11 protein-coding genes and 1 tRNA gene are annotated in these 11,810 nt (G+C 61.1%); 3 read left to right on the top strand and 9 right to left on the bottom strand.

Annotation, left to right across the window (positions count from 1 at the left end; translation table 11 throughout):
- The 7 genes from miaA to CGS49_RS11510 all read right to left on the bottom strand — a co-directional run bounded on the left by miaA (position 1) and on the right by CGS49_RS11510 (position 9,505).
- Positions 1-921 carry a tRNA (adenosine(37)-N6)-dimethylallyltransferase MiaA gene (miaA, locus tag CGS49_RS11540; RefSeq protein ID WP_097802266.1) on the bottom strand — a complete coding sequence of 307 codons (921 nt, stop codon included), beginning with the start codon at positions 919-921 and terminating at the stop codon, positions 1-3.
- A 10-nt stretch (positions 922-931) separates the two neighbouring features.
- Positions 932-3,055, bottom strand: coding sequence for a DNA mismatch repair endonuclease MutL (gene mutL / locus CGS49_RS11535; protein WP_097801947.1), 2,124 nt, complete (start codon positions 3,053-3,055; stop codon positions 932-934).
- 36 nt (positions 3,056-3,091) lie between these two features.
- On the bottom strand, positions 3,092-5,707 hold the full coding sequence (gene mutS / locus CGS49_RS11530; protein WP_097801946.1) for a DNA mismatch repair protein MutS: 2,616 nt from the start codon (positions 5,705-5,707) through the stop codon (positions 3,092-3,094).
- Positions 5,708-5,809: 102 nt separating this feature from the next.
- Positions 5,810-6,217 carry a YlbF/YmcA family competence regulator gene (locus CGS49_RS11525; RefSeq protein WP_097801945.1) on the bottom strand — a complete coding sequence of 136 codons (408 nt, stop codon included), beginning with the start codon at positions 6,215-6,217 and terminating at the stop codon, positions 5,810-5,812.
- Between the two features lie 57 nt (positions 6,218-6,274).
- The gene (gene miaB / locus CGS49_RS11520) at positions 6,275-7,660 is read right to left on the bottom strand and encodes a tRNA (N6-isopentenyl adenosine(37)-C2)-methylthiotransferase MiaB (RefSeq protein ID WP_430407826.1); all 1,386 of its coding nucleotides are present in this window, start codon (positions 7,658-7,660) and stop codon (positions 6,275-6,277) included.
- 147 nt (positions 7,661-7,807) lie between these two features.
- Complete coding sequence (locus CGS49_RS11515) at positions 7,808-8,200, bottom strand: Fur family transcriptional regulator (protein WP_097801943.1); 393 nt, start codon at positions 8,198-8,200, stop codon at positions 7,808-7,810.
- Between the two features lie 30 nt (positions 8,201-8,230).
- Entirely contained in the window at positions 8,231-9,505 is a 1,275-nt protein-coding gene (locus tag CGS49_RS11510) for a replication-associated recombination protein A (RefSeq protein ID WP_097801942.1), read from the bottom strand.
- A 181-nt stretch (positions 9,506-9,686) separates the two neighbouring features.
- Here CGS49_RS11510 and CGS49_RS11505 point away from each other — a divergent pair, with 181 nt between their 5' ends.
- From CGS49_RS11505 to CGS49_RS11495, 3 genes are all read left to right on the top strand, one after another.
- Positions 9,687-10,376 carry an endonuclease III domain-containing protein gene (locus tag CGS49_RS11505; RefSeq protein ID WP_097801941.1) on the top strand — a complete coding sequence of 230 codons (690 nt, stop codon included), beginning with the start codon at positions 9,687-9,689 and terminating at the stop codon, positions 10,374-10,376.
- A gap of 13 nt (positions 10,377-10,389) precedes the next feature.
- On the top strand, positions 10,390-10,716 hold the full coding sequence (locus CGS49_RS11500; RefSeq protein ID WP_097801940.1) for a GlsB/YeaQ/YmgE family stress response membrane protein: 327 nt from the start codon (positions 10,390-10,392) through the stop codon (positions 10,714-10,716).
- A 163-nt stretch (positions 10,717-10,879) separates the two neighbouring features.
- Positions 10,880-10,955, top strand: a tRNA-Thr gene (locus tag CGS49_RS11495).
- 166 nt (positions 10,956-11,121) lie between these two features.
- Here the strand turns inward: CGS49_RS11495 and CGS49_RS11490 are convergent.
- Both CGS49_RS11490 and CGS49_RS11485 read right to left on the bottom strand, forming a co-directional pair.
- A complete protein-coding gene (locus tag CGS49_RS11490) occupies positions 11,122-11,373 on the bottom strand; it encodes a phage holin (protein ID WP_097801939.1) in 252 nt (83 codons plus the stop codon).
- A complete protein-coding gene (locus CGS49_RS11485) occupies positions 11,366-11,809 on the bottom strand; it encodes a phage holin family protein (RefSeq protein WP_097802265.1) in 444 nt (147 codons plus the stop codon). The genes CGS49_RS11490 and CGS49_RS11485 overlap by 8 nt, the downstream gene beginning before the upstream one ends.
- Between the last annotated feature and the right edge of the window lies 1 nt (position 11,810).

The raw sequence follows: 11,810 nt of genomic DNA, 5'->3' as shown, positions 1-11,810 counted from the left end.
TCATCCTTTCGCTAAAAATTCGCTCACGGTGCGGATGGCGGTCTGCCGCACATCCGGTGCGCCTGCGTCCAGCCAGACCACGCCTTCCATGTGGCGGAACCAGGTCAGCTGACGCTTGGCGTAGTTGCGGGAGGCCTGCTTGAGTTTATCCGTGCAGGCTTCCAGCGAAGCAACCCCTTCAAAATAAGGGAAGAATTCCTTATAACCGATGGCCTGCGCCGCCGTGCGGTAGGTCTCGCGGTTTTGCCAGACGAGCTCTGCCTCGGGCAGGATGCCTGCCTCCAGCATTTTGTCCACCCGCAGGTCGATGCGGCGGTAAAGCGCCGCACGGTCCGGGAAGTCAAGGCCCAAAATCAGGCTGCGGTAGGGCTTTTCCGGCGGGAGAGACTCTGCCTTCTGCTCACTGAGCTTTTTGCCGGTGGCGCGGTAGTGTTCCAGCGCCCGAAGCACCCGCACCTGGTTATTCGGGTGGATGGCGGCGGCAGCTTCCGGGTCCACCTGCCGCAGTTCTTCGTACATGGCCGTGCCGCCTTTTTCGGCAAGTTCGGCGGCCAGCTGCTCCCGCAGACCGGCGGGGGCCTTTTCCTCGGTGAAGCGCACCCCGTTCAGAAAGCTCTGCACATACAGGCCAGTGCCGCCCACGAGGATGGGCAATGCACCGCGGGCAGAAATTTCCCGCTCCAGCCGTCCGGCCATGGCGGTGAAATCCGCCACGCTGAAGGGCTTGTCCGGCGTGAGGATATCCACCCCGTGATGCGGGATGCCGCAGGTCTCCTCCGGTGTCACCTTGGCCGTGCCCACGTCCAGACCTTTGTAGATCTGCATGGAGTCGCAGCTGATGACCTCGCCGGAAAAGTGCTGTGCCAGCGCCACGCCCAGCGCGGTCTTTCCGGTGGCTGTTGGGCCGACGACAGCCACCACCGGGTGTTTTTTACACGATGCGTCCAAACTGCTTCTCCAGCTCCCTTCGGGTCAATTTCAGCACGCAGGGGCGGCCATGGGGGCAGAACGGCGGCACCTCGCCGGACAAAATCTTCTCGGCCAGCGCCATCAGCTCCTGCGGCGAGGACTTGTCCCCTGCCTTGATGGCGGCACGGCAGGAGATGGAGTGCAGCACCCACTCGGTGTGCTCGTTCAGCGCATCGTGGCCGCCCTTGAGCAGCTTGTTGGCGATCTCGATCAGCAGGCTTTCGGCATTCTGCGGCTCCACGTCCGCAGGCACTGCCCGCAGCACCACGGTGCCGCCGCCGAAATCCGCGATCTCAAGGCCCGCGTTTTCCAGCAGCGGGATGTTATCCAGCAGCGCCTGCTTTTCTTCGGCTGCCAGGTCGATAGCCATCGGTTCCAGCAGCATCTGGCTGGGCACATTGCCATAATTGGCCGCCAACTTTTCGAACAACTGACGCTCGTGGGCGGCGTGCTTATCAATAAGGCACAGCTCATCACCGCGCTCGGCCAGAATGTAGGTCTTGAACACTTCGCCCACATAGTGCAGCGGTTCAGGCCGCCCGGCCGTGGGGTCGAAGTTCATCTGTTCCGGCTCGGTCTGCTCTGCCGTTTCCTCCGTCGGTGCTTCTTCCGGCTCCGATACAGGGGCGGCGGGCTGCTCCGGCGGCATCTCAGGGGCCGGGTCCCAGGCAGCCATGTGGTTCTGCTCTGCATGGAGATTTGTTTCCGGCATCTCCGGTTCTACATCCAGCTGCGCTTCGTTGGCCGCGGTACGGAAAGGTTCCGTTTGCGGCTGGGCGTCAGCAGACGGGCTGTGCAGTGTCACAAAGGGGTCCAGAATATCGGCATCGGCAGAAGCACTCTGCCAGCGCGGACGGCCGGACTGCACCGGGGCTGCCGCCATTTGCGGGCGCACAATTTCCGGGGCAGGCTCCACTGCCTGTTTCTGGGGCTGCTGCGGCAAAGCGCCGGGGTCCGCCTGACCCGAAATGATGGCCGAAAGCCCTGTAAAGTCATTTTTCTTTACATCATTTTTGATTTCTTCTGCGATAGTTTTTTCATTTTTGGCAGATTCTTCTTTTTTGTCTGCTTCAAAGGTGAAAAGCCGTTCCCCGGTGCCGGGCTGAGCCAGTGCCAGCTTGACGGCATGGTAGACGACGTCAAATACATCGTTTTCCCGGGCAAAACGGGCCTCGATCTTGGCCGGGTGCACGTTCACATCCACCAGATCGGCGGGCATCTGCAGCAGCAGAATGCCGCCCGGGAACTTGCCCTGCATCATGGTGCCCTTGAAGGCCATCTCCATGCCGGCCATCATGGTGCGGTTGCGCACATAACGGCCGTTGATGTAGAAATGCTGCATGCTGCGGCTGGCACGGCAGCTCTTGGGCGGGGTGATGAGGCCCGCAATGTGGTAGACACCCTCCTGGTTTTCCAGCTCGATGAGGTCGCGGCTGAACTCACGGCCCAACACCGCATAGGCGGCCCCGCGCAGCTGGCCGTCGCCGGGGGTGACATACTGCAGCTTGCCTTCCCGGATGAACTTGACGCTCACCTCCGGGTGGCTGAGGGCCACATGCGCCACGTTATCGGCCACAAAGGTGCCCTCCGAGGAGTCCTTTTTGAGGAACTTCATGCGGGCGGGGGTGTTATAGAACAGGTCCTTCACCCGGATGGTGGTGCCCACAGCGCGGGCACCCGGCTCCCGGGAGACCTCCTCCCCGCCCTCGATGCAGTAGACCGTGGCAAACTCGTCCACTTCGGTGCGGGTGGTCAGCTCCACACGGGCCACGCTGGCAATGGACGCCAGTGCTTCGCCGCGGAAGCCCAGCGTGTGGATGCTGTTCAGATCGTCCGGCTTTTCAATTTTACTGGTGGCATGGCGGATAAACGCCGTGGAGATATATTCCGCTTCAATGCCGGTGCCGTTGTCGCTGATCTCGATCAGCTTCACGCCGCCGGATTCGATGCTTATGGTGATCTGGGTCGCTCCGGCATCAATGGAGTTTTCCAGCAGCTCCTTCACTACCGATGCAGGCCGCTCGACGACCTCACCGGCGGCGATGAGCTCTGCGGTGTGCTTGTCCAGAACATGGATCACTGCCATGGTGTTCCCTCCTTCATGGTTTTTGCGGGGCAGCCGTTAACCGTTCAGGCTGCCTTTCAGGGTCTTTTTCAGCTCATAGAGGAAGTTCAGCGCTTCGATGGGGGTCAGGGTCTCCACGTCCAGCGCCTCCAGTTTTTCCATCATCTCGCTGGGCACGGCGGGAGAATTGTACTCCTGCAGGGCGTCAAAATCCATCTGCTCCACCTTGTTTTTGGGGGCAGTGGCTTCCAGCGTGCGCAGCACTTCGTGGGCGCGGCGGGTCACGCTGCCGGGCAGACCGGCCAGCTTTGCCACCTCGATGCCGTAACTGTCGTCGGCGGGGCCGCGGATGATGCGCCGCAGGAAGGTGATGTCCTCGCCGCGCTTTTTCACTGCAATATTGTAGTTTTTCACGCCATCCAGCGCGCCTTCCAGTTCGGTCAGCTCATGGTAGTGGGTGGCAAACAGGGTCTTGCAGCCCAGGCCCTTGGCTGGGTCGGTGATGTGCTCCACCACGGCGCGGGCAATGCTCATGCCGTCAAAGGTGGAGGTGCCGCGGCCGATCTCGTCCAGCACCACAAGGCTTTTCGGGGTGGCATTTTTCAGAATGTCGGCCACCTCGGTCATCTCCACCATGAAGGTGGACTGGCCGGCAGACAGGTCATCCGATGCACCGATGCGGGTGAAGATGGCATCCACTACGCCCACATGGCAGCTGGACGCCGGGACGAAGGAGCCGATCTGTGCCATCAGGGCGATCAGCGCATTCTGGCGCATGTACGTCGATTTACCCGCCATGTTCGGGCCGGTGATGATCAGGCAGCGGTCGGTGGTGCAGTTGAGGGTGGTGTCGTTGGGCACGAACAGGCTGCCCTTCAGCATCTGCTCCACCACGGGGTGGCGGCCCTCGGTGATGGTGAGCTCGTCGCCGTCATCCACAATGGGGCGGCAGTAGTTGTTCTCGGCCGCCACCTGGGCCAGTGCCGTGAGCACATCCAGCTGAGCCACCGCGTTGGCGGTGCGCTGGATGCGGTCCAGCTGGGCGCTGATGCTTTCCAGCAGTTCGTCGAACAGGCGGTGTTCCAGCGTGATCAGCCGTTCGTGGGCACCCAGGATCTTGCTTTCCAGCTCTTTCAGTTCCTGGGTGATGTAGCGCTCGCCGGTGGTCAGGGTCTGCTTGCGGATGTAGGTCTCCGGCACCATGCTCTTATAGGAATTGCTGACCTCGATGTAGTAGCCATAGACATGGTTATAGGCAATTTTCAGCTTGGGGATGCCGGTCTCCTGCCGCAGGCGGGCTTCCAGCTGGGCCAGCACGCCCTTGGTGTTGTCGCGGATGGAGCGCAGCTCGTCCACCTCGGCGTGGTAGCCCTTGGCGATGACGCCGCCATCCTTGAGGGTGGAAGGCGCTTCCGGGTCCACCGCCGCAAAGATGCGGGCCTTGATGTCCTCCAGCGGGTCGATGCGGGCCGCCAGCTCGGCCAGCTCCGGGCAGCCGCAGCTCTCGGCCTGTTTGCGCAGGCTGGGCAGACGGTCGCAGGTCTGGGCCAGCGTGTAGATCTCCTTCGGGGTCGCGGAGCCGTAGACCGTGCGGGTCATCAGGCGCTCCATATCCGCGACGTAGCCCAGCTCGTCGATCAGGTCGCCGCGGACCATGGTCTGCTTCACAAGGCTTTCCACGGCGTTCAGGCGGCGGTTGATGAGGGTGCTGGAGAGCAGCGGCTGCTCGATCCAGCCGCGCAGCAGCCGCTTGCCCATGGAGGTTCTGGTCTTGTCCAGCACCCACAGCAGGGTGCCGCGCTTTTCGCGGCCGCGCAGCGTTTCGGTCAGCTCCAGGTTGGCCCGCGTCACCGACGAAAGCCACATGAACTGGGCTTTGTTATAAGTAATGACCGTTTTCAGGCGTTCCACACCCTTGATCTGGGTGTCATGCAGGTACTCCAGCAGCGCCGCCATGGCAAAGCGCACCAGGCCGTCCTCGGCGATGCCGGTGGCCTGGGCCCAGCTGCGGCCGAACTGCCCTTCCAGCGCCGTGCTCACAAGGCCCGGCGCATAGCGTTCGTCCTCGATGAGTTCCACCGAACAGGTCAGACTTTTCTTGATGTAAGCCGTCACTTCGCGGCAGTCCAGCAGGCCGGGATTCATCAGCACTTCGCTGGGGTGGTAGCGGCACAGCTCGGTGATGACCGCCGAGGCGATCTTGTCCGCACTCAGCTCGGTGATGTGGGCCGTGCCGGTGGAGACATCGGCAAAGCACAGGCCCGCCTTCTTGCCCTTCAGGTAGATGCTGGCGATGTAGTTGTTGCGGTCGTCCTGCAGCATGCTGCTCTCGATGACCGTGCCGGGCGTGACCACGCGGATGATATCCCGTTTGACGAGACCCTTGGCCTTGGCCGGGTCTTCCATCTGCTCACAAATGGCCACCTTATAGCCCTTGGCGATCAAGCGGGCCACATAGTTTTCGTAGCTGTGGAAGGGCACGCCGCACATGGGGGCGCGCTCCTCCAGGCCGCACTGCTTGCCGGTCAGGGTCAGGTCCAGCTCTTTGGACACCGTGAGGGCGTCGTCGAAGAACATCTCGTAAAAGTCACCGATGCGGTAAAAGAGAATTTCGTCCTTATGTTGATTTTTGATCTCAATGTATTGCTGCATCAGGGGCGACAGCTCTGCCATGTTTTTTCCTCTCTCCCGTTTTCTACAGTTTGCGGCTTGTAACCGCCTTTGCAAACAAAACGCGGTCTGTTTTGCACAGCCGCGTTCCGTGTTCTGCTGGTTTTAGTGGCAGCCGCCGCAGGTGGAACAGCTGCCGGTGCAGGAAGCAGAAGGCTCCTGCACGGTCATGGGGTCGCCGCCGTTCATCGCAGTGTTGATGATGGCGTCGATATAGTTCACAAGGTTCTCGCAGTCGCGCTTGGCCTCGTTGTAAGCAACCATGCCTTCGTTGCTCATGATCTGGCCATAGAGGCTGTTCACCTTCTCGTTCAGCTCTGCGATGCGGGCGTCGTTGCGCTCGGTCTTGCCGATCTCGTTGTTCAGGTCCATGCGGGCCAGGTTGAACTCGCCGATCAGGTTCTGCAGTTCCTCGTCCTTGTCGTTTGCCTTGCGGGCCTGGTCCAGCACGAGGTAGCGGTTATCGGTCTGCAGCGCAACAGCTGCGCGCTTGAAAAGATCAATGCAATCCATTGGTTTTATCTCCTTATATTGTATTCTTTCAGGGGCGGAAATGGCCCCGGAATCACGTCATTCTGCTTCCAGCTCGCCCAGCAGCACGGTAGCCCGTGCGCCGGTGAGGTGTACATTTGCATACTGGCCCAGCAGCGCCGGGTCTGCGGTGAACTCCACGGTCAGGTTGTTGTCCAGCCGGCCAGACAGGGTGCCTTCGCCGCGGCCAAAGCCTTCCACCAGCACCTTGACGGTCTGGCCCACCTGCGCCTTGACCAGCGCCATGGCGATCTCGTCCTGCGCCTTGAGCAGGCGGGTCATGCGGTCGGTCTTCTCCTTGCGGGGGGTGGGGTCCGGCATATCGGCAGCCTTGGTGCCGGTGCGCTTGGAGTAAATGAAGGTGAACAGCTGCATGTAGCCCACCTTCTGCACCAGCTCCAGCGTTTTGACGAAGTCTTCCTCCGTCTCGCCGGGGAAGCCGACGATGATGTCGCTGGAGAAGGTGATGCCGGGCACGGTCTTGCGGGCGTACTCGATGAGCTCGAGGTACTGCTCCACGGTGTAGTGGCGGTTCATCTTTTTCAGCAGTTCATCCGAGCCGCACTGCACCGGCAGATGCAGGTGCTTGCACAGCTTCGGCTGGGCCGCAATGGTGTCGATGAGCTTGTGGCTGGCGTCCTTCGGGTGGCTGGTCATGAAGCGGATGTGGTAGTCACCCGGCACGGTGCACAGCAGGTTGAGCAGGTCGGAGAAGTCGATCTGTTCTTCCAGGCCCTTGCCGTAGCTGTTCACGTTCTGACCCAGCAGGGTGATCTCTTTGTAGCCTGCTTCCACAAGGCCGCGGAACTCGGCCAGGATGTCGCCGGGCTTGCGGCTCTTTTCGCGGCCGCGCACATAGGGCACGATGCAGTATGTGCAGAAGTTGTCGCAGCCATACATGATGGGCAGCCAGGCGCGGAACTCGCTCTCGCGCCGGATGGGGATGTTCTCCACGATGACCGGGCGCTGGGCCGGGTCCAGCAGCACGCGCTTGTGCTTTTGCAGCTTCTGGGCGATGAGCTGCGGCAGGGTGTCGATGCCGTCCACGCCGAACACGAGATCGACGTAGGGGTAGCTCTGGCGCAGCTTTTCCACCACATGCTTCTGGTTGGCCATGCAGCCGCACAGGCCGATGATAAGGCCGCGCTTTTTCTCCTTGAGACCCTTCAGCGCGCCCACGTTGCCGAACACGCGCTGCTCGGCGTGCTCGCGCACGGCGCAGGTGTTGAACAGGATGAGGTCGGCATCCTCGGGCTTATCGCACAGGCCGTAGCCGATATCCACCAGCACGCCCTTGATGCGCTCGCCGTCGTTCACGTTCTGCTGGCAGCCGTAGCTGTGCACGAAAGCCAGCGGCGGCGTATCGTAAGCCTGCTTCACCAGCTCGGCGGCGATGTTGTTGTGCTCAAAACTAATGTATTCCAATGAAACCATCCTTCTCCGCCAGGGCACACGCCCCGCACGGCGAAACTCTTTTTAATCGTTTGCTCCGAAGCATTCTTCAAAAGCTCTCTTTAGTATACGCTCTTTGCGCCGTTCGGGCAAGAGGGAGAAGCCATTTTTTCCGCAAGGTCACTGCGCATTTTCACGCATCTGCTTCTCGCAGCAGGCTTCGCACACGCCGATGAGCACCACGGCGCAGTCCTGCACGCGGCCTTTCTGGTTCTTGACCAGCTTCATCACCTGCTTTTCGTCCACCTCGGCGTCGGTCACGCCGCCGCACACAGTGCAGTACAGGTGGCTGTGCCAGGGCAGCGTGTGGTCAAAGCGGTCTGCCTTGCCCGGGATGGACACCCGGCGCACCCGGCCCGCGTCCACCAGGCTGTTCAGGTTGCGGTAGACGGTGCCAAGGCTCAGACCCGGGCACTCCTTGACGGCGGCATCGTAAATTTCCTCGGCGGTGGGGTGGTCGCAGAGGTTCTGCACCGTCTGCATGACCAGCTCGCGCTGTTTGGAATATCGCATATCCTTCTCCTTTGTTTTCTTCTTTTGGGGTCAGACGTTCTCCTCGCCCTTGATCTTCGCCCAGTAGGCCCGGGCGGCCTGCTCGGTCTTGTTGTCCCCGAAGGTGTAGTACTTCACATCCTTGATGGCATCCGGCAGGTACTGCTGGTCCACCCAGTGGTGGGCGTAGTCGTGGGCGTATTTGTAGTTCTGGCCCTTCACCAGGGCGTCCTCACCATCGTAATGCTTGTTCTGCAATTGGCGCGGGATGGGCCCGGTGCGGCCCGCCTGCACATCTGCGATGGCCGCGTTGATGGCGTCGTGGGCACTGTTGGATTTGGGGCTGGTGGCCACCAGAATGACCGCATCTGCCAGCGGCAGCCGGGCTTCCGGCAGGCCCACCATGTTGGCGGCATCCACCGCCGCCTTCACGATGGGGATGATCTGCGGGTACGCAAGGCCCACGTCCTCGCAGGCGCAGACCATCAATCGGCGGCAGGCCGAGGGCAGATCGCCTGCTTCCAGAAGGCGGGCCAGATAATGCAGGGCGGCGTCCGGGTCGGAGCCGCGCATGGACTTCTGGTAGGCCGAGACGATGTCGTAGTGGTCGTCGCCCTCCCGGTCATAGCGCATAGCCGTGCGGCGGGTGACCTGCTGGATCATTTCCAGCGTGATGTGTTTTTTGCCGTCCTCGACGGGTGCCGCCGTCACCGCAAAATCCAGGCAGCCCAGCGCCTTGCGCAGGTCACCGCCCGCGCTCTCAGCAAGGTAAGAGCAGGCGTCCTCGTCCAGGCAGACCTCGGTGTCCTCGCCTTCGGAGAGCTTCTTCACCGCGTTGTGCAGCCCGCGCTCCACGTCTGCTGCGGAGAGCGATTTGAACTCGAACACCGTGCAGCGGGACAGCAGTGCATTATAAATGTAAAAATAGGGGTTCTCGGTAGTGGATGCGATCAGCGTCACCGAACCGTCCTCAATGCATTCCAGCAGGCTCTGCTGCTGCTTTTTGTTCAGGTACTGGATCTCGTCCAGATACAGCAGGATGCCGCCGGCCCCTGCCAGCGTGCCGATATCCTTGAGCACGGCCTTGATATCGCCGGTGCCGCAGGAGGTGCCGTTGAGCTTGTGCAGGGTCATGCCGCTGTTCTCGGCAATGATGCGGGCCACGGTGGTCTTGCCTGTGCCGGACGGGCCGTAGAAGATCATGTTGGGGATGCGGCCGCTCTCAATGGTGCGGCGGAACACCCGCCCCGGTGCCAGCAGGTGCTGCTGGCCGCACACGTCTGCCAGTGTCTTCGGGCGCAGACGCTGTGCCAGTGGTTCGTTCATCCTGTTCCCCTCCCTTCCTGCCGGGCGCAATCCCCGGTGTTTTTCTTATAGTATATCGCATTTTGGCGGCAAGGGCAAGGCTTTATCTGAAAATCATTCTCAGATAATCTTCGACGGCAGTTTACAAAAAGCGCAAAACATGGTATTATCAGGGCAGTCTTTTGCCGAAAGGAGTGGTGAGATGCCCGCAACGAAAAAAGCGCCGGAAGACCTGACCGCCAAGAAGGCGCTGGCACTGGAGGTCATCGACCGGCTGAAAAAGGAGTACCCGGACGCCGGGTGCACATTGGATTATGACCACGCCTGGCAGCTGCTGGTCAGTGTGCGGCTGGCGGCCCAGTGCACCGATGCACGGGTGAACATCGTGGTGGAAGATCTGTTTGCAAAATACCCCGGCGTGGCCGCCCTTGCCGCCGCAGAACCGGAGGACATTGAAGTCATCGTAAAGCCCTGCGGCCTGGGCCGCTCCAAGGCGCGGGACATCTCCGCCTGTATGCGGGTGCTGCGGGACAAGTACGACTGCCAGGTGCCCACCACCTTTGAAGAACTGCTGGCCCTGCCCGGCGTCGGCCGCAAGAGCGCGAACCTCATCATGGGCGACGTGTTCGGCAAGCCGGCCATCGTGACCGACACCCACTGCATCCGCCTGTGCAATAAGATCGGCCTTGTGGACGGCATCAAGGAGCCGCAGAAGGTGGAGATGGCGCTGTGGAAGATCGTCCCGCCCGAAGAAGGCAGCGACCTGTGCCACCGCTTCGTGATGCACGGCCGGGCCGTGTGCAATGCACGCAAACCGGAGTGCGAAAAATGCTGTTTGAAGGATATCTGCCGCTATGCGCTGGAGCTCTCCGGCGCGCAGGCGGATCTATAAGGAGGTCTGTCTTATGATCACATTGACGATTTTACTTATCATTGCTTTGATCTGCGTCCTGGTGGGCTGCCTGATGGGGCTTTTCTCCCTGCTGGGCGTGCTGGTCTCGCTGGCCGTGGGCGTGCTGGTGGGCGCACTGGCCGGTTATGTTGCCGGGCGCTTCATGGGCACCGAGACTTCGTTTAGCCGCAACATCCTCATGGGTGTTCTGGGCAGCTTTGTGGGCGAGTTCGTGTTCGGGCTGTTCGGCATCCATGCCACCGGCAGCTTCACCTCGTTCGCCATCTCGGTGGTGGGTGCCTGCATCTGCATCTGGGTCGGCCAGAAATTTTTCAGCTGACCGCCTTTTCCCCTGCCGCCCTTGCGAAATTTTTCGCAGGGCGGTTTTTATTTTTGCCTTTTCCGGCCAGAGGTTCCGGCAGCCGCCGCCTGCGCCCGAAATCCAGCCTTGACAGCCACCCGGAAGTGTGATAGAATACCACCTGTTACAGAATATCGCATGTGCTACTGTGGCTCAGCTGGTAGAGCAGCTCACTCGTAATGAGCAGGTCGCCTGTTCGAATCAGGTCAGTAGCTCCAAGACAAAACCCCCGAAAAGCGGCTTCACGCCTAGCTTTTCGGGGGTTTTTCTTTTTGCTTTTGCCTTCGCCTTTTGCGCTGAAAGCGCCTTAATTACCCTTGTTTCCCTCAAAAGGTTCTAAATTGGTGGCGCAACAGGTGGCGCAAAGTGGCGCACCTCTGCCCGTCAGTTCACGCGCTTTTTCTTCTCGCCCATCCATGCATCCGCCTGAATGGCCGCCGCCGTGAAGCTGTTGTTCTTCCACCAGCTCACCAGAGCGGCCACGGTGGTGATGCCGGCCGTCACCAGCTGTTCCACGGTGGAGCTCTCGATGGGCAGGATGGGCTTGCCCATGGCGCTCAGCACCTGGTTTGTCAGCGCCAGCAGCAGCACGGCCGTGCGGGCAATGGTCCCTGTGGAAATGTGATTGTTATTCATGTTCGGTTCCTTTCTGCCCTTCCGGGCCTTCCGATCTCTGTTTCAAAATGTCCACGGCCTTGGTGATGACCGCCGGGATCGGCAGCCCCATCAGGCCCGCGTTCTCGATGATGCTCAGCGTCTCGTTGCAGATAAAGCCGATCACCACGGCGTCCCGCACAAAACTGGTCGCCATCACGGCATCCAGCCGACAGGCCACCAGCACGATCAGCAAGGTCTCGCCCTTGCGGCACAGCCCCTTCCACCCGGCCCGGCTTTCCAGCGCGCCGGTCTTGCTTTTCGGGCTGGCATGGAACACCCCCGCCACGATCAGGCCGGTAATGTAGTCAATGGCCATAAAGATGATCAGTGTCTGCAGCGCGGCGTCCCACCCGCCGAATAAGCTGGCGATCACCCCGCCCAGCGCGCCCACGGCCACACAGAAATAATCCTTCACG

It is taken from the genome of Faecalibacterium langellae, assembly GCF_002549775.1.
Lineage (GTDB): Bacteria > Bacillota > Clostridia > Oscillospirales > Ruminococcaceae > Faecalibacterium > Faecalibacterium langellae.
Note: the sequence above shows the minus strand (reverse complement) of the source record. Positions and strands in the feature narration are given on the sequence as shown.

Bases quoted from the DNA above. Each gene is read 5' to 3' on its own strand.
- mutL (WP_097801947.1), bottom strand. From the start codon at position 3,055: ATGGCAGTGATCCATGTTCTGGACAAGCACACCGCAGAGCTCATCGCC.
- mutS (WP_097801946.1), bottom strand. From the start codon at position 5,707: ATGGCAGAGCTGTCGCCCCTGATGCAGCAATACATTGAGATCAAAAAT.
- CGS49_RS11525 (WP_097801945.1), bottom strand. From the start codon at position 6,217: ATGGATTGCATTGATCTTTTCAAGCGCGCAGCTGTTGCGCTGCAGACC.
- CGS49_RS11515 (WP_097801943.1), bottom strand. From the start codon at position 8,200: ATGCGATATTCCAAACAGCGCGAGCTGGTCATGCAGACGGTGCAGAAC.
- CGS49_RS11510 (WP_097801942.1), bottom strand. From the start codon at position 9,505: ATGAACGAACCACTGGCACAGCGTCTGCGCCCGAAGACACTGGCAGAC.
- CGS49_RS11505 (WP_097801941.1), top strand. From the start codon at position 9,687: ATGCCCGCAACGAAAAAAGCGCCGGAAGACCTGACCGCCAAGAAGGCG.
- CGS49_RS11500 (WP_097801940.1), top strand. From the start codon at position 10,390: ATGATCACATTGACGATTTTACTTATCATTGCTTTGATCTGCGTCCTG.
- CGS49_RS11490 (WP_097801939.1), bottom strand. From the start codon at position 11,373: ATGAATAACAATCACATTTCCACAGGGACCATTGCCCGCACGGCCGTG.